Genomic DNA, 26,652 nt, shown 5'->3' with positions numbered 1-26,652 from the left:
CCTGAATTGAAACCCATGTTGAAAAATACCACTGCACCTGCTGCGACCAAGATAGCGGTCCGGGATCTGAATTTCTATTACGGAAAATTCCACGCGCTCAAAGGCATTAACCTGGATATTCCCGAGAACAAGGTAACGGCCTTCATCGGCCCCTCGGGTTGCGGAAAATCCACCCTGTTGCGGGTGTTCAACCGCATGTTCGAGTTGTACCCCGAGCAGCGTGCCGAAGGCCAGATCATGCTGGACGGCGAGAACCTGCTCACCAGCAAGGAAGATGTGGCGCTGCTGCGTGCCAGGGTGGGTATGGTGTTCCAAAAGCCAACGCCATTTCCCATGTCCATCTTTGACAACATTGCGTTTGGCGTGAAGTTGTTTGAATCGCTCAATACCAGCGATATGGAAGAGCGCGTGGAGTGGGCTCTGCGCAAGTCGGCCTTGTGGAACGAGGTCAAAGACAAGTTGCACCAAAGCGGCTCCAGCTTGTCGGGTGGACAGCAGCAACGCCTGTGCATTGCGCGCGGCATTGCCATCAAGCCCGAGGTATTGCTGCTGGACGAACCATGTTCGGCCCTGGACCCGATATCCACCGCCAAAGTGGAAGAGCTTATTGTTGAATTGAAAAACGATTACACGGTGGTCATCGTGACCCACAATATGCAACAAGCCGCCCGCTGCAGTGACTACACCGCCTACATGTACCTGGGTGACTTGGTGGAGTTCGGCGCCACCGAGCAGATGTTCTTCAAACCCACCCGCAAGGAAACCGAAGACTACATTACCGGCCGTTTCGGCTGAGCCCCATCGCGGTGAATCCAAACCGGAAAGCAACCTATGCCAGACAAACATTTATCTACACAATTCGATAGCGAACTCACATCCGTCTCCTCTCAGGTTATGGAGCTGGGCGGTTTGGTGGAATCGCAAATTCGCCGGGCCATCTATGCGCTGTCGCAGTTCAGCGTCGAGGTTGCCAACGAGGTGACTGCCAACGAGGCACGGGTGAACGCCATGGAAGTGGCGATTGACCGTGATCTCTCAAGCATCATCGCCCGGCGCCAGCCAACGGCACGCGACCTTCGATTGCTGATTGCCATCTCCAAGACCACCGCCAACCTGGAGCGTGTTGGCGACGAAGCCGAGAAGATTGCCCGTATGGTGCGCTCCATCATCCAAAGTGGCTCGCCGCGTGCATTGCCTTCGCTGGAACTCCGGGTGGCGGCTGATCTGGCATCGGGCCTGCTGAACAAGGCACTGGACGCCTTTGCCCGGTTGGATGTGGCCGCTGCGGTGACCATCCTCAAGGAAGACGACCTGATCGATGCGGAGTTTGATGGCTTTGTGCGCAAGCTCATCACCTACATGATGGAAGATCCGCGCATGATTTCGCCCAGCCTGGATTTGTTGTTTCTGGCCAAGGCGATAGAGCGCATTGGCGACCATGCCAAAAATATTGCCGAATTCATCATCTACGTGGTCAAGGGTGAGGACGTGCGCCACTCCACCATGGAAAAGATCGAGTCAGTGATTAAATGAAAACGATGCCCTCAGTGCTCATCGTGGAGGATGAGTCTGCCATTGCCGAGCTTATCGCCGTGAATTTGCGGCACAACGGCTTTCGACCCACCTGGGCGGTGGACGGTGCTAGTGCCCAGCGAGACATTGATTCCAGTTTGCCCGACCTGATTTTGCTCGATTGGATGCTGCCCGGCGAAAGTGGACTGGTACTGGCCAGGCGCTGGCGTAGCAATCCGAAAACACAAACTGTGCCCATCATCATGCTGACTGCGCGGGGCGACGAGGCAGACCGTGTGGCAGGGCTGGACGCGGGGGCGGATGACTATATTGCCAAACCGTTCTCCACCAAAGAGTTGCTGGCGCGTGTGCGTGCCGTGTTGCGCAGGCGTACTCCTGAGCAGGCCGGTGAAGCATTGTCCCTTGGCCCGCTGTTGCTGGACCCTTCCACCCACCGCGTGTCGTTTGACAAACGTCCACTAAAGCTTGGTCCCACAGAATTCAAGCTTTTGCACTACCTCATGGGGCACGCCGAGCGCGTACACAGCCGCGCCCAGTTGCTTGACAAGGTGTGGGGCGACCATGTGTACATCGAAGAGCGAACCGTGGATGTGCATGTCAAACGCCTGCGGGAGGCGCTGGCCGAGGCAGGCCCCATGGTCGAGACGGTGCGGGGTGCGGGCTACCGCATGACGGCGTCACTTCCTTCATGATTTGGCGGCTGCTCTCCCTGTTGCTGTGTCAGGCCTTTGCTGCGGGCTTGGGTTGGTACTTGGCTCCGACTCCATGGGGATTGCCGATTGCACTTGCCAGTGCGCTGGTAGGTAGTTGCCTCTGGCTTGTGCTGGACACCACACGCGGCCTGCGTATGCTGGCGTGGTTGCGCGGCGGAGCACAGGGTGACACTGCCATTGGTAACGGCCTGTGGGGCGAAGCCTATGACCGGGTGCGGCGCATTTTGCGCGCCACCAACAAGCGCACACAGGAAAGCGACAAACGCCTGACGGATTTTTTGGCAGCACTGCAGGCATCACCCAATGGGGTGGTGCTGCTGGATGCCGAAGTTCGTATCGAGTGGTTTAACCAGACAGCCGCCTTGCATTTTGGATTTGATGCACAGCGGGACTTGTTGCAACATCTTGGCAATTTGGTGCGAGACCCGGGCTTTGCTGCGTATTTGGCCGAGCACAATTTTGACCACGACATCACCATGCCGGGCAAGGAGAGCCGGGACGCCAAGCCGGTCAAGCTGTCAGTGCATTTGCACCCGTATGGTGGGGGTCGCATGCTGCTACTGTCCCGAGACATCACGGCGGTTGAGCAGGCTGAGGCCATGCGGCGCGATTTTGTGGCCAATGTGTCCCACGAAATCCGCACACCGCTTACGGTGCTTGCAGGCTTTGTGGAAACCCTGCAAACTTTACCGCTGGATGATGAAGAGCGTCAACGCTATCTGGGTCTGATGGAACAGCAGGCCCAGCGTATGCAGACCCTGGTGAACGATTTGCTAACCCTGTCCCGTTTGGAGGGTAGCCCACCGCCACCCAACAACGAGTGGGTTTCGGTGGATATGCTGATGCAGCATTGTGAGCAGGAAGCGCGCGACCTTTCACGCCTGCTGTGGACAGAAACACATGACTTGCGTTTTGAGCGAACGCCTGACTGTGAAATTGCTGGCTCTGCCGCAGAGTTGCACAGTGCTATGTCCAATCTTATTGGCAATGCCATTCGCTATACGCCGGCGCAAAGGCGTATCGAGGTTTGTTTTTACATGTCGCCCGAAGGTGGAGCTGTGTTTTATGTTCACGACCAAGGCCCGGGCATTGCCCAGGAGCATTTGCCGCGCCTGTCCGAACGCTTTTACCGGGTGGACCGCAGCCGTTCACGCGATACCGGTGGCACGGGCCTCGGGCTGGCGATCGTCAAGCACGTGGCACAGCGCCATGGCGGCGAACTGCATATTGAAAGCACGCCGGGTAAGGGGTCCACATTTTCCATCACCTTTGCCGCGTCGCGTATCCGGTGCGAAACTACTGGCGCTTGAACAGCAGAACCGATTCGCCGGTACTGGCCGGGTGGCGCACAATTGCCTGCAGCTGCCATGCGCTTAGATCGATACCTAAGGGAGCCGAAAGATCAGCCAGGGGCTCAACCAACAGCCAGGGGCAGCTTGGGCTGGGTTGCATGGCTTTGAGCTGCAGCTTGCCATAGAACTGGAAGGCGGCGATTTGTCCTTGCCCCAGCCCCAGCGTTTCGACGCAGCCGGACTCATCGAGTTGGTCTTTGGTCTGCTGCACCAGCGCGTTATAACTCTGCGCGTAGTTCAGTAAGGGCATCCACAGGGTCATCAGCAGCAGCCAGCTCAGGGCTGCCCCGCCGGCCGGTAGCACCAGACTTTTCCAAATGGCGGCGCGGTGGCGGCCCACCCGCCATTTCACCAGCCAGCCCCAGGCCAGTGTTGCCGCCAGGGCTATACACAGGGCTAGAAACGAAAATTGCGCCTCAAACCCTGGGGCGAGGCGTGCCACGTTGGCAGCGGGTTGTGCAGGTACACCGGTTTGCATGGCAATCCAGACAACCCAGATGATGAAAGCGCAGCCTGAAAAAAAACAGCAGGGTAAACCAGTCAATCAGCGCGGCAACCTGGCGCTTGAGCGTGGGTAGGGCAAAGGCCGCCAGGGTGGACAGAGCTGGCAATGCTAGCAGCAGGGTGCGGTCGGACGATGGGGAAACCAGCGTGGCCCCGGTGCACATCAGGGCAAACCAGGCCGGCAAAGCAATGTGGCGGCTGATACGGCGGTTGAACAACTGGCGGCGCCAGCGCCACAGCGTCCACAAAGCCAGCGGCCAGGCCGGCCAGGTAAACCACACAAGCAATTGCACAAAGCCATTCCATTCGGACCAGGTTGCCTCTGGCCATTCCACTTTCCAACGCAGCAGGCCAAGCGACAGAGCAAGAACGGTGGTGCCCAAGCTGAGCAGCGCGATGGCGATCGCTTCCTGAACAATATGGCTTTTGCGGGTCGTGTCGCTGCCAACAGATTCCCGGTCCGCAAAGTGCAACACGGCACTACCCAACCCAAACAACAGGGCCAGGGTGGGTGCACCTGACAGGGTTAGGCCGATCAAACCGATTGCAGCCGCCCAGGCAGGACCATGGCGGCGGTATGGTAGGGCAGCCATGGCATAAAAGAACAGCGACGAGAAGCCAAGCTGGGCCAGTGCGGGCGTTGCCTCGTGCGACAACTGGGCCAAGCCCAGACTGGCGATGAAGGCCAGCAGGCCGCCGTCTGCCATGGCGCGGGCATAGTCAGCCGGTTGTGCCTCGCCGCCAAACGCAAAGGCCACAGGCTGGGCCAGTGGGTTGCGTGCCAGGTAATAGGTGCCGTACCAGGTGGCCGTCATGGCCAATACCAGCAGCAGACCAAAAGGAATGCGGACCATGAAGTCTGCGCTGGCCCAGTTTGGTGCCAGTTGCATGGCCCAGGCGCCCAGCCAGTAGGGTAGTACTGCTGGGTTGTCAGTGGGGGTGCCCATCAGGGTGGGGAGCAGCCAGTTGGATGTGCCCTGTACCAGTTCGGCCATGAAGCCCAGCGCAGCCATGTCGGCGCTGCGCCAGGCATCGCGGCCGATGAAGCCGGGTAGCACGTAGGCACAGCACAGCATCAGCAGGGCCAGACGCGGAAGGCGCCGGGCTCCGGCTTGGGTGACGATGGCAGGGGTTGGCAGGTTCACAGTGGGAATGCTGGCGGTGCAAAAAAAAAGCAGCGCGGAAATCCGGGCTGCTTTTCGGTGACGGTTCAGGCCAAAACCTGAATCCGGTTTATTCGGCTGCGGCAGGTGCTGCGGCCTTGGTCTTTCCGAAGCGGTTGCGGAAGCGCTCCACGCGGCCACCCATGTTATCCACGGATTTTTGTGTGCCGGTGTAGAAAGGGTGCGATTCGCTGGTGGTGTCGAGCTTGAAGAGGGGCAACTTGCGGCCATCTTCCATGTCGATCATTTCTTTGGTGTTTGCGCACGAACGGGTCACGAACTTGAAGCCGTTGGACATGTCCTGGAAGCAAATCTCGCGGTAATTGGGGTGAATGCCTTCTTTCATACTGTCTCCTTCAGATGCGAGAGCCGCGCCAGCCTATCTGGCGTACTTGTCGCTAAAGCCTTCTATTATAACTCAACCGTAGCGCTGGGCCGCCCCATGCAAGGTTGCGTCCCCCTTGGGGGGCAGCGACCCGCGCAGCGGTGGAGCGTGGGGGCTAATTATCCACCCCGACGCATCATGTCAAAGAACTCGCTGTTGGTCTTGGTGGCGCGCATTTGTTTCAAGACCATCTCCATGGCTTCGATTTCATCCATGTTGTAGAGGAACTGGCGCAAGATGCGGGTTTTCTGCAGAATTTCGGGTTGCAGCAACAACTCTTCGCGGCGGGTTCCGCTGCGGTTGAGCTGGATGGACGGGAATACACGCTTTTCGTAGAGGCGACGGTCCAAGTGGATTTCACTGTTACCCGTGCCCTTGAATTCTTCAAAGATCACTTCGTCCATGCGGCTGCCGGTGTCGACCAATGCGGTGGCGATGATGGTCAGCGAGCCGCCTTCTTCCACGTTGCGGGCGGCACCGAGGAAGCGCTTGGGGCGTTGAAGGGCGTTTGAATCAACACCGCCGGTTAACACTTTGCCGCTGGAGGGCACCACGTTATTGTAGGCACGGGCCAGCCGGGTGATCGAGTCCAAAAGGATGACCACGTCTTTCTTCAGCTCGACCAAGCGCTTGGCGCGTTCGATCACCATTTCGGCCACGTGTACGTGGCGTGCAGCTGGCTCGTCGAAGGTGGAGGCAATTACCTCGCCCTTGACGGTGCGCTGCATTTCGGTCACTTCTTCAGGGCGCTCATCAATCAGCAGCACCATCAGGTAGCTGTCAGGGTAGTTGGCCGAGATGGCATGTGCAATGTGTTGCATCATCACCGTCTTGCCGCTCTTGGGTTGGGCCACGATCAGGGCGCGCTGGCCTTTGCCGATGGGCGCGATGATGTCGATCACGCGGCCAGTAATGTTCTCTTCGCCCTTGATGTCGCGTTCCAGCTTCATCTGCTCTTTGGGGAACAGGGGCGTCAAGTTTTCAAACATGACCTTGTGCTTGTTCTCCTCGGGGCCACCACCGTTAACCTTGTCGAGCTTGTTCAGTGCAAAGTAGCGCTCGCCATCTTTGGGCGTGCGCACTTCGCCTTCGATCATGTCGCCAGTGTGCAGGTTGAAGCGGCGGACCTGGCTTGGGCTGATGTAGATGTCATCCGTGCTGGCGGTGTAGCTGGTATCAGGGCTTCGCAAAAAGCCAAATCCGTCGGGCAGAATTTCCAGCACGCCATCGGCAATGATTTGTTCACCCGTTCGGGCGCGCTTCTTGATGATGGCAAACATCAGCTCTTGCTTGCGCATGCGGCCGGTGTTTTCGATCTCTAGATCTTCAGCCTGCTTGAGGACTTCCGACACGTGCAGTGCCTTGAGTTCGTTTAAGTGCATGGAATGTGTCCCGTAGGGGAAATGACCGAGAAGTTCGGAGTTGCGAGAAATTCTGGGGGAGGGGAGGCCCGTCGGGTTGACGGCCGCTGTGTTCTTAACCGGAAATCGGAACTGGCTTTTTGGATAAGGCCAGCGAACAAGATTAATTATGACAGGAAAAAGCGACCACGCGCCACTTTGCACCCACGTTTGCCACACTGTGTGCTGCGCTGCCCCCCAAGGGGGCTAGTTTTCCCTAGCGGGGCTGGCCGCCAAGCGGCCCAGAACCTGGGGGCGGCCCGTCGGAAAACTACCACAGTAGCGGGGGAAATCAGGCTAATTGCTGGTCGATAAAGGCAACCAGTTGGGCCTTGCTCAAGGCGCCCACCTTGGTGGCAGCGAGTTGACCATCCTTGAACAGCATCAAGGTCGGAATGCCACGGATGCCAAACTTGGCGGGGATCTCGCGGTTCTCGTCCACGTTCATCTTGGCAATATTGAGCTTGCCCTGGTAGGTGGTGGAGACTTCATCCAGAATCGGGGCAATCATCTTGCAGGGGCCGCACCATTCGGCCCAATAGTCCACCAAAATCGGTTGTGTGGACTTCAACACATCGGCCTCAAAGGTGGCATCGGTTACGTGTTTGATCAGGTCGCTGGCCATGGTGTTTCCTTTTGGAGTTTGCATAAGAGCTAAAGTGGCGGCCATTGTGACAGAAACCAAGTTCATTTCAGGCATCCGCGCGCTATGACCGGCATAGCCAAAATTGATTTCCCAGTCGCCTGGGGGACTGATGCGCACGACCCCCATCCAGCCATGCGCTTGTGGACAGATCCGCAGAGCGGTTGGCTGGCGCGGATCCGGGATGCGATGCACCAGCGCCAGGCCCATCCGGCCCGCACCTTGGTTCTGCTGCCATATGCCCACTTGTTACCGTTGGCCACGCGGCTGTGGACACAGTGTTGCCCCGATGGCTTTGCGCCGCAATTCGAAACCACGCTGAACTGGAGCACCCGCATGGGCGGCTTTGCCCCGGGCGCTACCGATATCACGTTTGACATGGCGCTGGACACCCTCACCGCCACGGCCCTGTTGCGTGGCGCAGGGCTGGGTGCCCAGCAGGACACGCTGGCGGGTTTGTTAGTGCAGTCTGCCCAGCAACTGGGGCCATTGGCCAGCGCCAGCCCACCGAGTGAGCGCCCGTTCTGGGCGCACAAGGCCCGTGTTGCGGCCACTTTGGGCATGGAAAGCCCTGCGCTGGCACTGGAGGTGGCAGTGGCCCGTGTTGCCGTGGAGTGGGCGGCGCAGTCCGCCTATGCCAGCGATCTGCTGTTTGATGCGTCGGTGCAGGCCGATCTGGACTGTCTGGTGGTGGTGCAAGGCTTTGCAGCAGACCCATTGCACACCGCTTTACAGGCCGCCTGGGGCGAGCGGCTGGCCAGTTTCGCTTTGGCCGCGCCAGACGGCGAGGCAGGCGCGATCGCCTGGCATGCCTGTCACGATGCCGAGGACGAAGCCCAGCGCACCGCCGCCTGCGTCATCGCGCACATTGCGGCGGGGCGTTATCCGATGGCGTTGGTCTCGTCCGACCGGGCTTTGACGCGCCGGGTGCTCTCCATGCTGGAAAGCGCGGGGGTGCAGATACGCGATGAAACCGGCTGGAAGCTGTCGACCAGCCACGCGGCAGCCCGGTTGATGGCCCTACTCAAAGCGGCGGCATGGAATGCCTCTAGCGACTCGGTGTTGGCCTGGCTCAAGGGTGCGCCTGCATTTGCGGCGCAAGTTGGCGTGTTGGAGCGTGCCATCCGCAAAGACCAAGCTCGCGATTGGCGCGCAGCAGGCCATGGCGCGGCGGTGCAGCATTCCGATACGGCGGCTCAATTGAGCGCGACCGCCAATGCCATACGCGGGGGTCTGCAGGGTACGCGCACTTTGGCTGGCTGGTTGGGTGCCCTGCGTGGGGCTTTGCAAGCCAGTGGGCTGTGGGAAGTGTTACAGCTTGACGGAGCCGGCATGAAGCTGCTGGGCGTGCTGCGTCTTGTGCAGCCGGCGCTGCCTGCCTGGGAGCGACTGGTGGGTCAGGCCCTGTGGGCAGGCCGCCGTCTGGATTTGGCCGAGTTCACTGCCTGGGTCAACCAGGCCCTGGAAGGTGCAAGTTTCTCCCCGCCGTACCCGGACCACGAGCAAGCTGTCATCCTGCCCATGAGTCAGATGCTGGCGCGCCCCTTTGCCGCCGTGGTGCTGGCGGGTTGTGACGAAGTGCGTTTGAACCCATCGCCTGAGCCGCCCGGGGGCTGGACAGCAATGCAACGCACCGCGCTGGGGCTCCCCACGCGGGACGACTTGCAGGCCGCAACCACTGCTGCATGGCAGCAGGCGTTGCAGACGCCGTTTTGTGATGTGCTGTGGCGCGTCAGTGACGATGCTGGTGAACCCCTGTTGCGCAGCAACCTGGTGCAGCAGGTACAACTGGTGCAGGGCAATGCGCCGCAGGCGCCAGACCCGCGCCAGGTCAGGGCGTTAGCCAGCACGCCGGTGGCTCCACCACAACCCGTGGGACGGTTGCTGCCGGTGGCCCATTTGTCCGCCAGTGCCTACGACGATTTGCGCCAATGCCCTTACCGCTTCTTCGCCATGCGCCAATTGGGCCTGCAGCAAGTGGATGAACTGGACGCGGCCGTGGACAAGCGGGATTTTGGCCTGTGGCTGCATGAAGTTCTCAAACGCTTCCATGAGACTCTGGCAGATCAGCCCGCTGTGGCCGGCAGCCAGTACAGTGACCTGCTGGACGCTGCCAGCACCGCCACCACGGAATCCATGGGTCTGGACGATGGTGAGTTCCTGCCATTCGCCGCTGCCTGGCCCACGGTGCGCGAGGGATACCTGCGCTGGCTGGATGCGCACCAAGCCACTGGAGCGGTATTTGCCAGTGCGGAGATATCCCAATCGCAACGGTTGGGAGATGTGAAGCTGATGGGTCGCATTGACCGCATCGACCACCTGCCCGACGGCACGCCTTTGGTGCTGGACTACAAAACCGAGGCCAGTTCCAAAACTGCCAGTCGCATCAAGGAGCCATTGGAAGACACGCAAATGTCTTTCTATGCGGCCCTGTTGCCCAACGACACATTGCAGGGTGCTTACGTGAACGTGGGTGAGCGCGACGGCACGCGCACCTACGCCCAGCCGGAATTGCTGGAGGCCCGCGATGCGCTGGTCGAAGGCATCTTGAACGATATCGGTCGTATCGCAGACGGGCAAACTTTGCCCGCGTTGGGCGAAGGCTCTGCGTGCGACTTCTGCAAAGCCCGTGGCCTGTGCCGCAAGGACTTCTGGTCATGACGGAAATTGTTTCTTTCGAACACAACGGTGCCACGGTCACGCGCGCACGCTTTTACGCCATTGCCTGCGACCCGCGTCGCAGCGTCGCGGTGGAGGCTTGCGCTGGTGCGGGCAAGACCTGGATGCTGGTGTCGCGCATCGTGCGCGCCCTGTTGGAGGGCAGCGCGCCGCACGAGATACTGGCCATCACCTTCACCAAAAAGGCCGCCGGTGAAATGCGCCAGCGCCTGCAGGAATTGCTGGAGCAGTTTTCTACGCAGAGCGATGCAGAACTGAGTCATGGTCTGATTCAGCGCGGCTTCACGCAAGCGCCCTCGCCTGAGCAATTGCAACGCTTGCGTGGCCTGCACCAGACCCTGCTGCTGCGCGGGCGTCCGGTACAAATTCGAACGTTCCACAGTTGGTTTGCGGCCCTGTTGCGCAGCGCACCGTTGCAGGCTTTGGCCGACATGGGCCTGCCCACCCACTACGAGCTGCTGGAAAACGACGCCCAGGCCGTGGCACAAGCCTGGCCGCGTTTTCAGAGCCAGGTGGCGTCCGACGCGCAAGCGCGTGCTGACTATGTCGCGACGGTGGCCGCCCACGGGCGCAGCCAGACGCAAAAGGCGCTCGAATCGGCGCTCAATAAGCGCGTGGAATTCGTCTTGGCGGATGTGCACGGCGTGGTGGATGCTTCGGTTCTGACCTTTGCTGCGCAGTTTCCCGCCTTTGCCGACGTGGATACGCCGGAAGCCGTGTTGCAAACCCCCGCGTTCGCGGCCTATTGCAGGATACCGCGCGTTTGTTGGGTGCCTCCACGTTGAAGACCTGCCTGGAAGCCGCGACCGCGCTGGAACAGGCGGTGACTGCCGGCAACATGGCTGCTGCGCAGGATGCACTGCTCACGCAAAAGGGCACGCCACGCAAGCTCAGCGACAAAGTGGTCGGCATCGAGACTGTGCGCCAGGCGCAGGACTGCTTGATGGACGTGGCACAGGCCCAGGCCCAGCACGAAGCCTGGCTGCACCAGCAGCGCATGGCCCGCCTGACCCGCGTGCTGGTGGTCGAATACGCCCAGCTCAAGCGCGAGCGTGGCTGGATCGACATGGGCGACCTGGAGCGCGCCGCGCTGGCGCTGATGTCTGACCCGGTTCTCAGTGGCTGGGTGCAAGAACGCCTGGACGCCCGCGTTCGCCATCTGCTGATTGATGAGTTTCAGGATACCAACCCGCTGCAATGGCAGGCGCTGAGTGCCTGGCTCTCCAGCTACGGCGGTGCTGGCAACGCACCCAGTGTGTTTTTGGTGGGCGACCCCAAGCAAAGCATCTACCGCTTTCGCCGCGCCGAGCCGCAAGTGTTCAAGGCTGCGCGGCGCTTTGTAGCGCAGTGCCTGGGTGGAGATTTGCTGAGTTGTGACCACACCTGGCGCAATGCCCCCGCCATCATGGGCTTGGTCAACCAGGTCATGGGCCAGGCGCAGGATGCCGGCGAGTTTGACGGTTTTCGCTCCCATAGTACCGAGTCAAAAGCAGAGGGTGCCATCTATCGCCTGCCCCGAATCAGCCGTGATGTCGACACCATGGTGCTAGCCCGCAAACGTGAACGCCTGGGCCTGATGCAGGCCGAGTTGGCGGCCCTGCACATCCCCGCCCAGCAGCCCGAGAAGAACGATTTGTCCGACATGCCCGAGGTGCAGGATCTGGTGGCCCTGCTGGATGTGCTGGTCTCGCCTGCGCACGATCTGTCTTTGGCGCGAGCCCTGAAATCGCCCGTGTTTGGCGCCAGTGACGATGATCTGGTGCAACTGGCGCTGCGCCAGCGTGCGCTGCGGGATGGTGATACGCCGCTTCCTTGGCTGGATGTGTTGCTGCAGCCGACCGATTCGCCTGCGTTGCTGCCAGGTTCTTGGCCCGCCTCCTTGGTCGCTGCCGCCCAAGCGCTGGCGCAATGGAAAGTGTGGGTGGCCAGCTTGCCGCCGCACGACGCCCTGGCCGCCATCTACCACCATGGCGATGTGCTGTCCCGCTACGCTGCCGCCAGCCCCGCCACGCAACGCGAATCGACGTTGGCCAACTTGCGTGCGTTGCTGGCCGCCGCGTTGCAGGTGGATGGCGGGCGTTACACCACCGCCTATGCCCTGGTGCGGGCGCTGCGTGCTGGTGGCATTCCGGCACCGGTGCGCGCCGATGCTACTGCGGTGCGCCTCCTGACCATTCACGGTGCCAAAGGGCTGGAGGCGCCGCTGGTGCTGCTGCTGGACACTGACGGAGAACCGGTCAAGTCCCAAACCATGGGCGTACTGGTGGACTGGCCGGGCGAAGCGGCCTACCCCAAGCGTTTGGTGTTCCTGGCCAGTGAATCCAGGCCGCCCGCTTGTGTGGCCGATGCGCTGACCACCGAGCAGGCGGCCCGCAAGCGCGAAGAGCTGAACGCCCTCTATGTGGCGCTGACCCGCACCCAGCACACTTTGGTGGTGTCCAGTTTGCAACCGCACATCCCCAACGCCGGTAGCTGGTGGCAGCGCCTGCACGCGCAGGCACAGGACGCACCCTGGTTGGCCGCGCCAGACGATCTGGCTGATTGGTTGCCAGCCACAAACCCGGATTTCTCACTTTCTTGTTTGCCAAATCTGCCTCTAGCCCTCGTCAATCTTGCACAATCAGCTATGAAAACGATAGTAGATACGGAGCAACAGGAAGACAAGGACAGTCTGGAATCGCGTATTGGCCAGGCCATGCACCGCCTGCTGGAGCGCTATGTGCCGGCCAGTAATGCCGCCGCAGTCTGGCCCTCGTTCACGTTGCTGGAGACCACGGCACAGGAATTTGCGTTGGACACCGCGCAGATCGATCTGGCCCGGGGGATGGCGCAAACCATTCTGCACGGTGAGGGTGCCTGGGCCTGGGACGCCAGCCAGCTGGCCTGGCAGGGAAACGAGGTGGCCGTGGTGCACCGCGGGCGCCTGTTGCGCATGGATCGGCTGGTGCAGTGCCGCTCAGGCGATGGCACTCTGGGACAATGGTGGGTGCTGGATTACAAATCAACCGGCCAACCCCATCTGCAAAGTGCGTTGCGCGAGCAATTGCTGGCCTACCGCACTGCGGTGGCGCAGGCCCATCCCCAACACCCGGTCCGCGCGGCATTTTTGACCGCGCAGGGCAGCTTGATAGAAATTGACGCGCCATGAATTCTCCCTTGCCAACGCCCCTGTCCGTGCCCGTTGCCATCATCGGTGGTGGTCCTGCGGGCCTGATGGCCGCCCAGGTGCTGAGTGATGCCGGAGTGGCCGTGCACTTGTTTGATGCCATGCCCTCCATCGGGCGCAAGTTTTTGCTGGCCGGCAAGGGCGGGCTCAACCTCACCCATTCCGAAGGGGCCGATGCATTTGCCGGGCGCTATGGCGCGCGCCGCCACGCCATCGAAGCACTGCTACAGGACTTTGACCCAGCCGCCGTGCGCGCCTGGGCCCTGAGCCTGGGTGTGGAGACTTTTATCGGCACTTCGGGGCGCGTGTTCCCCAAGGACATGAAGGCCGCGCCCTTGCTGCGCGCCTGGTTGCAGTGCTTGCGCCGACCGGTTGAAGGCACTGGCGTGGAGTTCCACATGCGCCACCGCTGGACGGGGTGGCAGGAAGGGGATGCCTCCATCCTGTGTTTTGACACGCCCCAGGGTGTGGTGCAGGTGCAGCCACAGGCCGTGGTGCTGGCGCTGGGCGGTGGCAGCTGGGCGCGCCTGGGCTCTAACGGTGCCTGGGTGCCTTTGCTGGCGGCTCGCGGCGCAGCGGTGGCGCCGCTGCTGCCGTCCAACTGTGGCTTTGATGTGCGGGGCGGCTGGAGCGTACATTTTTCCAGTAAATTTGCGGGACAGCCGTTCAAATCGGTGGCCATAGCCGTCACCACTTCCCAGGGCGCGCAGTTTGAGCGCAAGGGCGAGTTTGTGGCCACCGATACCGGCGTCGAAGGCAGTCTGGTCTATGCGGCATCCAGCCTGCTGCGTGACGAGATCATCCGTACCGGCAGCGCCACCTTCCACCTGGATTTGTTGCCGGACATGTCCGCAGAAAAGGTGTTGGCTGAAGTACGCCACCCGCGCGGCAGCCGCTCGCTCTCCAGCCACCTCAAGAGCCGCCTGCACATCGACGGAATCAAGGCCGCCATCCTGTACGAATTGCTTTCCAAAGAAGCCATAGCTGACCCAGCCAAAATGGCGGCTGCCATCAAGGCCCTGCCCATCACCCTGACGGCCACACGCCCCATTGACGAGGCTATCAGCACCGCCGGAGGCGTGCTGTTTGAGGCGCTCACGCCCGCACTGATGCTGGAGTCTGTACCGGGCGTGTTTTGCGCCGGCGAGATGCTGGACTGGGAAGCCCCCACCGGCGGCTATCTGCTGCAAGCCTGCTTTGCCAGCGGGCACCGCGCCGGACGGGGCGTATTGGAGTATCTGGCGAGGAATAGCGATTGATGGACATCCGTGAGGCGTACAGGGAACTGGGCTTGAACCCAAACGCAGATGATTTACAGCTAAAAGACGCCTGGAGGCGGCTTGTCTCCCGATGGCACCCGGACCGTAACCGCTCGCCAGATGCTGCCGTGCGGATTCAGCGCATCAACAAGGCATACCACCATATTCGTGAGTGCCGGGACGACACCGATGCACCGCAAGAGGATGTGTCGCGTCCGAACCGAGAGGCACAACCATTCGCTGAAACGCAGGTGATTGAGCGGCTGGTGAAGCTTTCGATTGAGGAAGCCATGCTGGGGTGCATACGGGTAGTACGTGGCCAATTGACGCATGAATGCCGGGCCTGCTCCGGCAAAGGTCAGCGCATTTTGGCGGCAGCCTGCAAGGGATGCCGGGGCAGTGGCGCAATCAAGCGCGCCGCATTGTTTGGTTGGTTGTGGACCGATGAAGCCTGTGGTGCCTGCGGGGGCGACGGTCGTCAACGGGAACAGTGCCAGACATGCGAAGGTGAGGGGAGCCGTGTGGTGAGGTACCAGCGCAGCGTGCGCTTTCCAGCAGGCGTACGTGCCGGAACCGTTCTAACGGTGCCCAGTTCGCACCATGATGGATTTGAGCTCCTCCTTGAAATCCGGGTGCAGTTCGAAGAGCACCCATTTTTCGTACTAGAAGATGGTATTTTGCGCTGTGAAATGCCGGTAGACGGCTATGCCTGGATCGCCAATCGATGGGTGGATGTGCCCGCGCCAGGCGGCTTGCAGCAAATGCGACTCAACCGCGATGCTCTGGTGTACCGGCTGCGCGGCAAGGGATTCCCGTCGGAACCCCGTGGGCCGCAAGGGGACTACATCGTCAAAGTGGTGCCAACATTTGGTAGCCTGGACGATCCTGCCCAACAAAAGCTTCTGGACCGACTGATTTTGGCGTCCGAGAAGGCGGCTGACGCCAGTAAAGACAGCGCGCTGGGGCAGTGGCGACGCAGTCTGAAAAGCTGGAGCAAGGCCGAAAAAAAAGCACCAAAGGATTGATGCTTTTAAAAGCGTAAGGTGACGAGCCTTGACCCCGGCACTGGTTCCACAGTGAGGGCTGCTTTGTTCCTCATCTGACCCGGTTGGCCGCTCTACTTTCTCGTAGCGCACCTTTGCTAAACATCGTGGATGTTGAGCTTTGTTACTTTCAATTTTAACAAAACCAAGCAACTCGTACCTGGCATCAAATGGTCAGACGATACCCCGATCAAAGATCGACGAACCAGAGCCGCATGCTATACGTACATAAACTAACAGGCACCTAAAGAGTAATCAAGATGTATTCAAACTGCCAGCTCAGTTAATTTGAATGGCAGCAGCATTTGTAGCATCACTATGTTCCAGTGCCGCTTAGCACGATTGTTTCAGTCCAGACCAAAGAATTTTGGATTGGTATATAGCCTTCAGAATACCCATCACTCACATCTCCAGGTGTGGGCATTACAGGTGGTGCACCCCAGGTACCACGTGCAACAATCACCAGCATCGCATTTTTTACACCTGGACTACTCGGGTGAAAAGTGACTGTTCCGGTGCAGAGGATACTGGGAATTACTATCCGGTCCGCGCAGTTGTTGACGACTGAAAACTCCCCGGAATCAGGTCCTGAGATTATTCTCGAGACTCGAATTACTGCCGGTGTGTTGTTCACTCCACTCACGGGAGCACTTGCCAATGAACCAACGGATAGGGTGCCAAAATTGATTGGTGGACCTACGACACTTGTTTGAATGGGGATGCCCGCGGAGTCTGGCACTGGCATTGTCTCGGCAAGCACAACTGTGCTGATACCAGCAAGTACAAGAGAAAGTCCGACAATTGCAGGAAATGTTTTCATAAGTCACTCCTTTGTTTCAGTTTGCATCTTAGGCCGAGATTGATGGTATTTTCAAGAAATATCTGCAGGAGACTTGCAAAATTCGCCAAGTAGGTGTTTGGGGCAAGCAGTTTTGGGCTTAGATTCGATCCCGAAAAGACTGACGCATTTGAGCGAAAGGGCGTAATTCGGTGATTCGGTGACAGTTAGTGCCACTTGTACGTGCGACTCGGCGGAGCAGAAGGCCACGCAGGTAGAAGTTGTAGCCGCGTCGAAATAAACATGACTAATTTGCCACGATGTTCCCGATCATCATGAATGGCTGACACATTCTTGAGGCAAAAATCGAGCTCTACTACTGTTTCTATAGCTAGAAATAGCGATTCATAGCCATTCAAAATGAGGTGACGAGCCTTGACCCCGGCACTGGCTCCACAGTTAGGGCTGCTTGGTTCCCCATCTGACCCGGTTGGCCGCTTTACCATGCGGGAAGGCCCGTCGGGCTGAATTGTACCTGCACACCATCGGTTTCAGAGCGGTGTGGGATTGGTGGGTGATCCTTTGGTGGATGAAAAGCGAAAACCATTGCGCCCAGCAGCCTTGGTTTCGTACATGGCATGGTCGGCGCGGGATAGCAATTCGGCGGCCGTCGCACCGTCCCCTGGGTATTGACTGATGCCGATGCTAAACCCCACCTGAATCTCCTGCCCTTCGTGCAGGATGGGGGAACGCACGCTGTCGAGCAGCTTTTCGGCAATGGCCACAATGTCTTCACGGTGTGTGGGGTTGTCCAGCAGCACCACAAATTCATCACCGCCCACGCGGGCAACCACGTCAGCCTTGCGGGTGGCGGCGCAGAGCCGTAGCGCTACGATTTTGAGGGTGGCATCACCACCCGCGTGGCCCCAGCGGTCATTAATGCCCTTGAATTGGTCCACGTCGATGAACAACAGCGCAAAACGCTCGCCACTGCGCTGTGCGCGCACCAGCATGAGTTCCAGCCGCTCTTGGAAAGCGCGCCGGTTAGACAGACCCGTGAGTACGTCGTGGCGGGCCAAGTGCTCAAGCTCCTGGCGGTTGCTTTGCAGGGCGTCGAGCTGCTGGCGTATTTCGTCCTGCATCTGGCTGACACTGCGCGCCAGCACGCCGATTTCATCCTGCCGCTCAACGGGGAGCTTTGTCACTTGGTGGCCGTTGGCAAATCGTTGTACGGCCTGACTCAGAGAGTTGATGGGGCGCGTAACGGCGCGTGCCATCACAGCCGCGATCAGAATGCAGACCAGGAAGATGCCAGCCACCATTTGCATGACCACCGTTCCCAGCCGGTCGGCCTGTTGGAGCACGATGGACAGGGGCTGTGCCAGTCCCATAATCAAGCGCTCTTCATCCCCGTCGGTCATTACCTTGTGCCCTATGAATGCCGCCACAGCTGGTGCGTTGGCATAGCGGCCGTCGTGTACTTCGGTCAGCAGCTTGGCGGGTTTTCCCTCCACCAGATCGCGTGTATCAGCAAACTCGTCCTGGATCAAAAACCGACGGCCTTTATCGAAACCAAAGGTCATGGTTGGGTCGGGGTGTATCAGGTAGTCCCCATTGCGGTTGGCCAGAAAGAGCTGGTATTCACGCGGCATGTTGACCATGAGCGCGGAAAAGACGCTGTTGAGATCCAGGTTGATCACTACGGCTCCGACGGCATGGCCCAGATCATCTACCACCGGAGTGGCCAAGATGACGGAAGGCTGTTCCAGTCCGGAGTGGGCGCCGTGTTCATGGTTGATGACAATGCGCGAGAGGTAGGTGGCACCAGCCGATAGCTTCAGCGTGCCAGATACGTAAGAGAAGTGTGCTTTCTCCTGTAAGTCATCACCCTGCACGCGCACCATGTGGTCACCTGCGCGGTCCACCCGTACCCGTTCCAATCCATTGTCACTGGCCGAGATCAGGCGGATCTGGTAGTAGGACGGGTTGGCATACAGCATGCGCTCGAACAAGGTTGCCAGTTGGTCTTGCTGGGCGCCATTGCCACTTTGCACGGACGCCAATGCGGCCGGATGGCTGGCCAGCACTTGCAGGTTGCGTGAAACTTCTTCGCGTTGCTGGGTAATGCGCCCGATGAGCACCTTGGTGGAGGTCAGCAAATTGGCCTTTGCGGAATCCACCAGCAGGCTGCGGCTGGCCTCGTAGCCGTAAAAGCCGGTCAGTCCCGCAGCCAGCATGCCAACCGCCGCCAGTAGCAGGCCGAGCTTGACAGCAATGCCAAACTTCATGGCGCCAGTACCTTGGCAGCACGATCGCCGGCCAGAATGCGCTCCCAGAGCCGCGTACGGCGCTCCACGTTTTCCACAGGCTCCAGCCATTTCAGCCGGTCTTGTGGGCGCACGTAGGGCGACTCGGACGTGGTGTTGGCCAGCCCCTGGCGGGCCAGCAAGGCCGCGCCGGGTTCAGGCTCCAACATGTAATTGATCCAGGCCTGGGCCAGATCCGGCTTTTTGGCACTGCGTGTGACGGCCCAGCAGTCGAGCCAAGCCAGTGCGCCTTCCTTGGCCACCGCATAGCCTACGTCCGCACCCGCTTTTTTGAGCATTTGCAGTTGTTGGGAGCCATAGTTGGCAAACATCAGGGCGGCATGCCCGTGGGTGAACATATCTACTGATTCCTGCGGTTGCGCGTAGTAGCCCTGTGCATTGCGTCGCAGGGCAATGAGCTGCTCCACAGCGGCTGGCCACTCGCGCTCACCAATTTGAAACGGCGTTTCGTCACCCAGGACCATGGCAGCCAGCGAAAAATTGTGTGTGCTGCCGTTGTACAGCACAACCTTGCCCTTGTAACGCGGGTCCCACAAGGACCTCAATGACGTGGGTGGTTCCTTGACCTGTTGACGGTCGTAGATCAGGCCCATTTCAGAGTAGGTGTAGGGTATGGCAAACACCTTATTGCCTTTGACCAACCCCGGTATGTTTTTGAGGTTGCGAAAGCGCGGCAATTGCTGCGCGGTATTGGGGATTGACTTGACGTCGATGGGAACCACCAGGTCGGCCTGTATGTAGCGTTGCAGTTCGGCGGTATTCACTGCAAAAACGTCAAAGTCCTCGGCCGGGCCTCTGTTTAGTTTTTGCCACATCACGTCGTCGGTATCGATGATCGTGACCTCCACCTTGGCACCGGTTCGCTGCTCGAACACTTTGACCAGGTCGGCGTCGGCATAGCCTGGCCAGGCCAGCACCCGCAGCGTATCCTGCGCGCGAACACCCGCCGTCGCGCATAGCAGGGCCAGTATGGCCAGGCAGCGCAGGCGTTGCAGGGTCAAAAATCCAGGCAAAGCCATGGTGGTGATTGGTCAGTGACAGCGATTTTTTCAGTCTATCGCAGAACCGATTCGCCGTGTGGACTTATGGGGACGACGCAGCGCGACGCAACCTGCCCTTTAGAATCGATGAATGTCCTATCTCGTGCTCGCCCGCAAGTACCGCCCCCGCAATTTCACCGAAATGGTGGGGCAGGACCACGTGGTAAAGGCATTGAGCAATGCACTAACCACCCAACGCCTGCACCACGCCTACCTCTTCACCGGAACGCGCGGCGTGGGCAAAACCACGGTTTCGCGCATCCTGGCCAAGTCGCTCAACTGCCAGGGCGTCGATGGAAATGGCGGAATCACGGCTACCCCCTGTGGCGTGTGCCAGGCGTGTACCGACATCGATAGCGGGCGCTTTGTGGACTACACCGAGCTGGATGCAGCCTCCAACCGGGGCGTGGACGAGGTCCAGGCGCTCTTGGAGCAAGCGGTCTACAAGCCGGTGCAGGGCCGCTTCAAGGTCTTCATGATCGACGAGGTGCACATGCTCACCAACACGGCGTTCAACGCCATGTTGAAGACGCTGGAAGAGCCGCCCGAGTATTTGAAATTTGTGCTGGCCACCACCGACCCGCAGAAGGTGCCAGTCACCGTGCTGTCGCGCTGCCTGCAGTTCAACCTGCGGCCGATGGCGCCAGAAACCATTCGCGAGCACCTGGCCCGGGTCCTCGAAGTCGAGCAGGTCAGTGCCGAAGTACAGGCCCTGCGCCTCTTGGCCCGGGCCGCTCGTGGCTCCATGCGCGACGCTTTAAGCCTGACCGACCAAGCCATTTCCTTTGGGTCGGGTCAGCTGACCGACGCCACGGTGCGACAGATGCTGGGCAGCGTGGACCGCAGCTATGTGTTTCGCTTGATTGAGGCTCTGGCGTCGGGTGATGGCAAGACGGTGGTCGAAATTTCTGAAACCTTGCGTTTGAATGGTCTGAGTGCCGCCTCCACGTTGGAAGAAATGTCCACCGTGCTGCAGCGCATGGCCGTGTTGCAGGCCATGGGTGGCGTGCGTCCGGCTGAGGACGACAGCGACCCTGAGGCACAAGACACGGCACGCCTGGCCGAGCTAATGCCGGTGGATGAAACACAGTTGTTGTACAGCATCTGCCTGCACGGTCGTGCCGATTTGGGACTGGCGCCCGACGAATATGCGGCGCTGACCATGGTGTTGCTGCGTCTGCTGGCCTTCAAACCGCAGAGTGCATCAACCCCGGCTGAAAAAAAAACTCTAAATAGTGCAATACCTGCGGCGCCAGCACTAGCCGCCAAAGTACCAGCGGTCAACCTGTCGATGCCCATGGCACCGGCGCTGCAACCACTGGCAGTTCAGCCCTGGGAAGACGAACCCGCCCCGCTATCCCAAAGCCCGGCGCTGCCGCCCGGTCAGTTGTTGTCCGTACGGGAGCCTACCCGGCCTGCATCGAATGTGGATACGAACGAGTCCGTTCTTGATGAACCAGATCGGTATATGCGGAATCAGGCCACAGCCCTCGTCAAATATGAGCAAGGCGCTACGAAGTTAGTAGCGGTTCCGGTGCGTCAGCAGTCGGAGTCGCGCGTCGATGCGCCACCCCAACTAGCTACGCCCCTGCTGATTCCCACCGAAGAGGGAGATTTTTGGCACGCCACCGTGCAGCAACTAATCCAGGCCGAAGCCATCAACGCCATGGTGCGCGAACTGGCGCTGCAGTCGCAACTGGTGGCGCGCGATACAGACCAATGGCTGCTGCGCGTGGAGCGCGAGTCGCTCAACCAGCTTGGCACCCGGGACCGCCTGACAACAGCCCTGCAACATGCGGGCTTTGCGGTGAAACTGGTGGTGGAAATTGGCCGGGTGACCGATTGTCCAGCTAGACGAAACATGGCAGCATCGGCCGAAAAGCAGTTGGCAGCCGAAAAGATTATTTTTGACGACCCGTATGTGCAGGCCATGATGCGCGACTTTGGCGCGAAAATCGTGCCTGGTTCGATTAAACCGATAAGTTAGTTAGTTGGGGTCAGAGCACATCGCTTCGCGAGTGGTCTGACCCGCAAAGTCAGTTTAGTTAGTTGGGGTCAGAGCACATCGCTTCGCGAGTGGTCTGACCCGCAAAGTTTCATAACGTAAAGGAAAACCATGTTCAACAAAGGACAACTCGCCGGCCTGATGAAGCAAGCCCAGGCGATGCAGGACAACATGAAAAAGGCCCAGGACGAACTGGGCAATATCGAAGTCACCGGTGAATCCGGTGCCGGTCTGGTCAAGGTCACCATGACGTGCAAGCACGACGTCAAGCGCGTCACCATTGACCCCAGCCTGCTGGCCGAAGACAAGGACATGCTGGAAGACCTGGTGGCCGCTGCCTTCAACGCTGCGGTGCGCAAGGCCGAAGAAACCTCCAACGAAAAAATGGGCAAGATCACCGCAGGAATGCCAGGGTATGCCAGGCCTGCCCGGGGGCATGAAATTCCCTTTCTGACAGGCAGCAGCAGCCGTGGCTGATACCCATTCGCTGGACGCGCTGATCCAGGCGCTCAAGCGGCTGCCGGGCGTGGGCGTCAAGTCGGCTCAGCGCATGGCGTTCCACCTGCTGCAGCATGATCGCCATGGTGCCGATGCCTTGGCACGTGCGCTACAGGCGGCGGTGGCGGGGGTGCACCACTGCGAGCGCTGCCACACGTTCACGGAACACGCCGTGTGCGACACCTGCCTGGATACCCGACGCGACGCCAGTCAGTTGTGCGTAGTGGAAACACCGGCGGACCAATCGGCGCTGGAACGCACGGGCGCCTACAAGGGCCTTTATTTCGTGCTGATGGGCAAGCTCAGTCCACTGGACGGAGTGGGCCCGCACGATATTGGCCTGAAGAAGTTATTTGACCGTGCCCTGGACGGAACCGTGCAGGAAGTGATATTGGCCACCAACTTCACCGCCGAGGGCGAGGCAACCGCGCATGTTATCGGCGAGGCTCTGAAGGCCCGTGGTCTGACACTCACCCGATTGGCGCGTGGTGTGCCCGCAGGTAGCGAGCTGGAGTATGTCGATTTGGGTACCATTGCCCACGCACTGGTGGACCGCCGCTAAAGCCAGCTGCCACAGACCAGTTGCCACCGATTTTTCTCAGAAAACCGTTTTTCTATGCAAACTATCCATTTCACCGTTGCACTGTGGTGCGTGTTTGTAGCAGCGTTGTTACCCATCGGTTGTGCCGGTGTGGCCAAGGCCGGTATGTTTGGCAAGCCGCGCCGCGAAGGCGGTTACGACAACGAAAACCCGCGTGTCTGGCTGGCGCGCCAAAAAGACTGGCGAGCCCGCGCCAATGCTGCTCAGGCCAACAGCTTTGAAGCGTTGCCGTTTTTCATGGCGGCAGTCATCATCGCCCACCAACTGGGTGCACACCAGGGGCGGCTAGATATTTTGGCCTTTTTGTTTGTGGTTGTGCGCATTCTTTACGTCATGATGTATGTGGCGGGCATGGGGAACCTGCGCAGTGTTGCGTGGGGCACGGGCTTTGCCATCAACATTGCTATTCTGTTTATTGGCTACCGCTAGGTTCGTCGGGACGGCGTCCAATCCCGACGCTGTCGGTTAGCGTTTGGCGATTCGCGCACCGCTTGACCGGGCGGCCACTGCGCGGCGTGCAGGGGCTTTGTGGGCTGCTGTTCGCTGCGTAGTGGCTCTGGTCCTGGCCTTTCGGGCTGGTGAAGCTACTAGAAACACCACGACTTGCTGGCCTGGCTTGAAGCTGGCAGACATCCCTACCTTGTTCCACTGTGCTACCTGGTCGGCAGTGACCCGATACTTGCGTGCCATGCTGGCCACCGTTTCACCTTTGCTGGCGCGCACCACGGTGCGCTTTTGCACAATCTCGGGTGCCACAGATACTTGGCCGTTGTCGGCAACGTTGGAAGCCACGTCTTGGCTCACGCTATTGGCGCGCGGTATCAGCAGGGAAGACCCAGCTTTGATCATGACCCGTGGTGGAATGGCGTTGACGCTGCGGAACTCTGCCTCGCTCATGCCCACCCGCTTGGCCGCATCGGCCGTGCGCATAGTGGTTGGCGCCACCCAGACGGTCCAGCTTGCCAGACGGCCGCCACCGTAGGATTCCAGGTTGCTTTGAAAGATTTCTGCGTTGTCCCAGGGCAGCAGCATCTGTGGCGTGCCGGCGGCCATGATGACGGGGCGGTTGATGGATGGGTTTAAAGCTTTGAAGTCATCCAACGGTACTTCGGCCAATTTGGCAGCCAGCGCCACGTCGATGTCGCGGCGGATGGTAACGGTCTGGAAGTAGGGGTGGTTTTCAATCAGGGGAAGTTGTGCATTGAAAGCACCTGGGCGGGATACGATGTTTTTGACAGCCTGGAGTTTGGGCACATAAAAGCGCGTTTCCATGGGCATGTTCAAGTCGGTGTAGCCCGTGGCCAAGCCGGCGCGCTGGTTCTTGGCAATGGAGCGGGATACGCTGCCTTCGCCCCAGTTGTAGGCTGCCAGCGCCAAGTGCCAATCACCAAACATGCCGTAGAGCTTTTGCAAGTAGTCCAGTGCCGCGCGGGTGGAGGCCAGCACATCACGGCGGTCATCGCGAAAGGCGTTTTGTTTTAAGTCGAAGTACTTGCCGGTGGCGGGCATGAACTGCCACATACCCGCCGCTTTGGCGCCAGAAACTGCTTGTGGGTTGAACGCACTCTCGATAAAGGGCAGCAGAGCCAGCTCGGTGGGCATGTTGCGCAACTCCAGTTCTTCGACGATGTGGAACAGGTATTTCTTGGAGCGCTCAGTCATGCGAAAGATGTAATCCGGACGCGTGGCGTACCACTGCTCCCGGTCGTGCACCAGTTCGTTGTCCAAGTCGGGCATGGCGTAGCCGCGGCGTATCCGGTCCCACAGGTCTACCGGCGGCGCCAGCGCAATCACTGTACGGGAGGAGACCATTTGGTTGGCAATAGGCGTCAGCGGTACGCGCACACCGGTTGCGGCGGCGGATTGTTGATTGATTTCGCGGCTGGTTTGCTGTTGCAGGCTGTCACCGTCCTGGCGTATAGCAGCTTGATCGCTTCCGGACGGAGGGGTGCTGGCGCAGCCAGTGAGCCAGAGCAGGGCCACCAGGCAGCAAATTTTGAGTCGATTCATCGGTATTGGTTTTTCCATTGGCGCAGCGTGGCAAATATTCCTTGTTGCTGTGCACCTTGTGCATCGAATCGTCGCACGGACGTTTGAATACTGGGGTGGTTGCTGCGCAGGAAGGGGTTGATTTGGCGCTCGGTGTCGATGGTTGAGGGTAAAGTTGGCTGGCCTTGTTCCCTACGCGTTCGGCAGGTGGTGGTGTAAGCCACCAGTTGCGCGTTGTCGGGGTCAACTTCCAGGGCAAATTTCAAGTTACCCAGCGTGTATTCGTGGGCGCAGCATACACGGGTTGCACCGGGAAGTGCCGCCAGCTGCTCCAGTGAAGCCAGCATTTGTTCCGGTGTTCCTTCAAAAAGGCGCCCGCAGCCGCCACTGAAAAGGGTATCACCACAAAACAGTAGGGGGCTTTCTCCTGCCGGCTGGCAAAAATAGGCAATGTGACCGGCTGTGTGGCCGGGTACATCCAGCACCGCAATGTTCAGACCCATCGCCTGCACGTTGTCGCCACCGCAGAGCCGAGTCAGTGGTTCGGGCATGGTCTCCCTTGCCGGACCAAAAACAACCGCCCCGGTTGCATCGCGCAAGGCCGCCACACCGCCAGTGTGATCCCCATGGTGGTGCGTGACTAAAATGCTTTGCAATTGCACACCTTCGCGTTGCAGGGCCTGTAAAACAGGTTGTGCGTCGCCAGGGTCCACCACCAACGCCCTTTGCCCATCGTGGAGCAGCCAGATGTAGTTGTCGTCAAAAGCAGGCAGCGGTATTAACTTCATGAGCAATCAAATTATAGGTATCCACGATTGGGTCCAAACACCGGCGGGTCGCTACCTGCTGGATTGGGAGCGTACACACGTGGATGCCGCCGTGGCCGATATTTTTGGCTACCACGCTTTGCAGTTGGGTTTACCCGAGCTTGATGGGTTGCAGGCGAACCGCATGCCGCACCAATGGTTGGCCACTGAGACGTTGTACGTGCCCGATGACCGTGTTGTCAAGCAGGCTGCAGTGCTGTGTGATTTTTCTGCCCTGCCATTTGCACCGGCCAGCCTCGATCTGGTGATACTGCCGCACACGCTGGAGTTCAGTGCTGACCCCCATGCCACACTGCGCGAGGTTGAGCGTGTACTGGTGCCCGAGGGGCGGGTAGTGATTTGCGGATTCAACCCCGCCAGTCTTTGGGGTTTGCAGCAGCGCCGGGGGCATTTGTACCGGCGAATGGGATTTGGACGCTTGTTCCTTCCAAATGCGGGGGATTTCATTGGTTATTGGCGTTTGTGCGACTGGCTGCGCCTTTTGAGCTTTGAGGTGGAAGTGGGTAAATTTGGCTGCTACCGCCCCGGCGTGACCAGCGATGCATGGTTGCGGCGATTTGAATGGATGGACCACGCAGGCGCCCGGTGGTGGCCCATACTGGGTGCCGCCTATTTTTTGGTGGCGGTCAAGCGGGTGCGCGGAATGCGGCTGTTGGGCCCGGCCTGGAAGACAGCACCTGTTGGTGCCGGCAAACCGGTGTCCGTAGCCAATCGCACACACAATCATTGATGGAAATCGAGGAGACA

The 26,652-nt window shown here is 59.7% G+C and carries 23 protein-coding genes, 1 other RNA gene and 1 pseudogene; 14 read left to right on the top strand and 11 right to left on the bottom strand.

Going from position 1 to position 26,652, the window contains the following annotated elements; translation table 11 throughout:
- The first annotated feature begins 15 nt into the window (after positions 1–15).
- From pstB to phoR, 4 genes are read left to right on the top strand one after another with little or no spacing between them, the layout of a single operon-like run.
- Positions 16–795, top strand: a complete 780-nt coding sequence (gene pstB / locus IPI80_RS06440) for a phosphate ABC transporter ATP-binding protein PstB (RefSeq protein WP_413858308.1) — start codon at positions 16–18, stop codon at positions 793–795.
- 36 nt (positions 796–831) lie between these two features.
- Complete coding sequence (gene phoU / locus IPI80_RS06435; protein ID WP_413858306.1) at positions 832–1,533, top strand: phosphate signaling complex protein PhoU; 702 nt, start codon at positions 832–834, stop codon at positions 1,531–1,533.
- The gene (gene phoB / locus IPI80_RS06430; RefSeq protein ID WP_413858304.1) at positions 1,530–2,225 is read left to right on the top strand and encodes a phosphate regulon transcriptional regulator PhoB; all 696 of its coding nucleotides are present in this window, start codon (positions 1,530–1,532) and stop codon (positions 2,223–2,225) included. The genes phoU and phoB overlap by 4 nt, the downstream gene beginning before the upstream one ends.
- Positions 2,222–3,556, top strand: coding sequence for a phosphate regulon sensor histidine kinase PhoR (gene phoR / locus IPI80_RS06425; RefSeq protein ID WP_413858302.1), 1,335 nt, complete (start codon positions 2,222–2,224; stop codon positions 3,554–3,556). Before phoB ends, phoR begins: the two co-directional genes overlap by 4 nt.
- Here the strand turns inward: phoR and IPI80_RS06420 are convergent.
- From IPI80_RS06420 to trxA, 5 genes are all read right to left on the bottom strand, one after another.
- On the bottom strand, positions 3,543–4,040 hold the full coding sequence (locus tag IPI80_RS06420) for a hypothetical protein (RefSeq protein ID WP_413858300.1): 498 nt from the start codon (positions 4,038–4,040) through the stop codon (positions 3,543–3,545). The genes phoR and IPI80_RS06420 overlap by 14 nt on opposite strands.
- Complete coding sequence (locus tag IPI80_RS06415; RefSeq protein WP_413858298.1) at positions 4,015–5,247, bottom strand: hypothetical protein; 1,233 nt, start codon at positions 5,245–5,247, stop codon at positions 4,015–4,017. The genes IPI80_RS06420 and IPI80_RS06415 overlap by 26 nt, the downstream gene beginning before the upstream one ends.
- 88 nt (positions 5,248–5,335) lie before the next feature.
- Positions 5,336–5,611 carry a type B 50S ribosomal protein L31 gene (locus tag IPI80_RS06410; RefSeq protein WP_413858296.1) on the bottom strand — a complete coding sequence of 92 codons (276 nt, stop codon included), beginning with the start codon at positions 5,609–5,611 and terminating at the stop codon, positions 5,336–5,338.
- Between the two features lie 158 nt (positions 5,612–5,769).
- Positions 5,770–7,032: a transcription termination factor Rho gene (gene rho / locus IPI80_RS06405; RefSeq protein WP_413858294.1), complete on the bottom strand. Its 1,263-nt coding sequence runs from the start codon at positions 7,030–7,032 to the stop codon at positions 5,770–5,772.
- Between the two features lie 310 nt (positions 7,033–7,342).
- Complete coding sequence (gene trxA / locus IPI80_RS06400) at positions 7,343–7,675, bottom strand: thioredoxin TrxA (RefSeq protein WP_413858292.1); 333 nt, start codon at positions 7,673–7,675, stop codon at positions 7,343–7,345.
- Positions 7,676–7,759: 84 nt separating this feature from the next.
- Here trxA and IPI80_RS06395 point away from each other — a divergent pair, with 84 nt between their 5' ends.
- Genes IPI80_RS06395 through IPI80_RS06375 form a run of 5 tightly spaced genes read left to right on the top strand, consistent with a single transcriptional unit; the run spans position 7,760 to position 15,822 of the window.
- Complete coding sequence (locus tag IPI80_RS06395; protein ID WP_413858290.1) at positions 7,760–10,354, top strand: PD-(D/E)XK nuclease family protein; 2,595 nt, start codon at positions 7,760–7,762, stop codon at positions 10,352–10,354.
- Positions 10,351–11,157, top strand: a complete 807-nt coding sequence (locus IPI80_RS06390; RefSeq protein ID WP_413858288.1) for a UvrD-helicase domain-containing protein — start codon at positions 10,351–10,353, stop codon at positions 11,155–11,157. The genes IPI80_RS06395 and IPI80_RS06390 overlap by 4 nt, the downstream gene beginning before the upstream one ends.
- Positions 11,118–13,520 (top strand): UvrD-helicase domain-containing protein, encoded by a 2,403-nt coding sequence (locus tag IPI80_RS06385; RefSeq protein ID WP_413858286.1) that lies wholly within the window; start codon positions 11,118–11,120, stop codon positions 13,518–13,520. Before IPI80_RS06390 ends, IPI80_RS06385 begins: the two co-directional genes overlap by 40 nt.
- Positions 13,517–14,797: a TIGR03862 family flavoprotein gene (locus tag IPI80_RS06380; protein ID WP_413858284.1), complete on the top strand. Its 1,281-nt coding sequence runs from the start codon at positions 13,517–13,519 to the stop codon at positions 14,795–14,797. The genes IPI80_RS06385 and IPI80_RS06380 overlap by 4 nt, the downstream gene beginning before the upstream one ends.
- Entirely contained in the window at positions 14,797–15,822 is a 1,026-nt protein-coding gene (locus tag IPI80_RS06375) for a DnaJ domain-containing protein (protein WP_413858282.1), read from the top strand. Before IPI80_RS06380 ends, IPI80_RS06375 begins: the two co-directional genes overlap by 1 nt.
- A 334-nt stretch (positions 15,823–16,156) precedes the next feature.
- Here IPI80_RS06375 and IPI80_RS06370 read toward each other — a convergent pair whose 3' ends face one another.
- The 4 genes from IPI80_RS06370 to IPI80_RS06355 form a co-directional block, all read right to left on the bottom strand.
- Complete coding sequence (locus IPI80_RS06370) at positions 16,157–16,660, bottom strand: hypothetical protein (RefSeq protein ID WP_413858280.1); 504 nt, start codon at positions 16,658–16,660, stop codon at positions 16,157–16,159.
- A gap of 382 nt (positions 16,661–17,042) precedes the next feature.
- Positions 17,043–17,139, bottom strand: an RNA gene (ffs, locus tag IPI80_RS06365) — signal recognition particle sRNA small type.
- Positions 17,140–17,169: 30 nt separating this feature from the next.
- On the bottom strand, positions 17,170–18,906 hold the full coding sequence (locus tag IPI80_RS06360; RefSeq protein ID WP_413858278.1) for a diguanylate cyclase domain-containing protein: 1,737 nt from the start codon (positions 18,904–18,906) through the stop codon (positions 17,170–17,172).
- A complete protein-coding gene (locus IPI80_RS06355; protein ID WP_413858275.1) occupies positions 18,903–19,964 on the bottom strand; it encodes an ABC transporter substrate-binding protein in 1,062 nt (353 codons plus the stop codon). Before IPI80_RS06355 ends, IPI80_RS06360 begins: the two co-directional genes overlap by 4 nt.
- Before the next feature lie 112 nt (positions 19,965–20,076).
- On the opposite strand from IPI80_RS06355, the gene dnaX reads away from it, so the two are divergent.
- The 4 genes and pseudogenes from dnaX (at position 20,077) to IPI80_RS06335 (ending at position 23,518) form a co-directional block, all read left to right on the top strand.
- Positions 20,077–21,972: a DNA polymerase III subunit gamma/tau gene (gene dnaX, locus IPI80_RS06350; protein WP_413858273.1), complete on the top strand. Its 1,896-nt coding sequence runs from the start codon at positions 20,077–20,079 to the stop codon at positions 21,970–21,972.
- 129 nt (positions 21,973–22,101) lie between these two features.
- A pseudogene (locus IPI80_RS06345) lies at positions 22,102–22,444 on the top strand (YbaB/EbfC family nucleoid-associated protein).
- Between the two features lie 15 nt (positions 22,445–22,459).
- Complete coding sequence (gene recR, locus IPI80_RS06340) at positions 22,460–23,050, top strand: recombination mediator RecR (protein ID WP_413858271.1); 591 nt, start codon at positions 22,460–22,462, stop codon at positions 23,048–23,050.
- A gap of 54 nt (positions 23,051–23,104) precedes the next feature.
- Entirely contained in the window at positions 23,105–23,518 is a 414-nt protein-coding gene (locus IPI80_RS06335) for an MAPEG family protein (protein ID WP_413858269.1), read from the top strand.
- Between the two features lie 36 nt (positions 23,519–23,554).
- Here IPI80_RS06335 and IPI80_RS06330 read toward each other — a convergent pair whose 3' ends face one another.
- Together IPI80_RS06330 and gloB are read right to left on the bottom strand one after the other, a co-directional pair.
- A complete protein-coding gene (locus IPI80_RS06330; RefSeq protein ID WP_413858267.1) occupies positions 23,555–25,099 on the bottom strand; it encodes a transglycosylase SLT domain-containing protein in 1,545 nt (514 codons plus the stop codon).
- Positions 25,096–25,866 (bottom strand): hydroxyacylglutathione hydrolase, encoded by a 771-nt coding sequence (gene gloB, locus IPI80_RS06325; protein WP_413858265.1) that lies wholly within the window; start codon positions 25,864–25,866, stop codon positions 25,096–25,098. The genes IPI80_RS06330 and gloB overlap by 4 nt, the downstream gene beginning before the upstream one ends.
- On the opposite strand from gloB, the gene IPI80_RS06320 reads away from it, so the two are divergent.
- Positions 25,865–26,635, top strand: a complete 771-nt coding sequence (locus IPI80_RS06320) for a class I SAM-dependent methyltransferase (protein ID WP_413858263.1) — start codon at positions 25,865–25,867, stop codon at positions 26,633–26,635. The genes gloB and IPI80_RS06320 overlap by 2 nt on opposite strands.
- Positions 26,636–26,652 lie beyond the last annotated feature (17 nt).

The organism is Candidatus Aalborgicola defluviihabitans, assembly GCF_016705985.1.
In the GTDB taxonomy this organism is placed as follows: Bacteria; Pseudomonadota; Gammaproteobacteria; order Burkholderiales; family Burkholderiaceae_C; genus Allorhodoferax; species Allorhodoferax defluviihabitans.
Note: the sequence above shows the minus strand (reverse complement) of the source record. Positions and strands in the feature narration are given on the sequence as shown.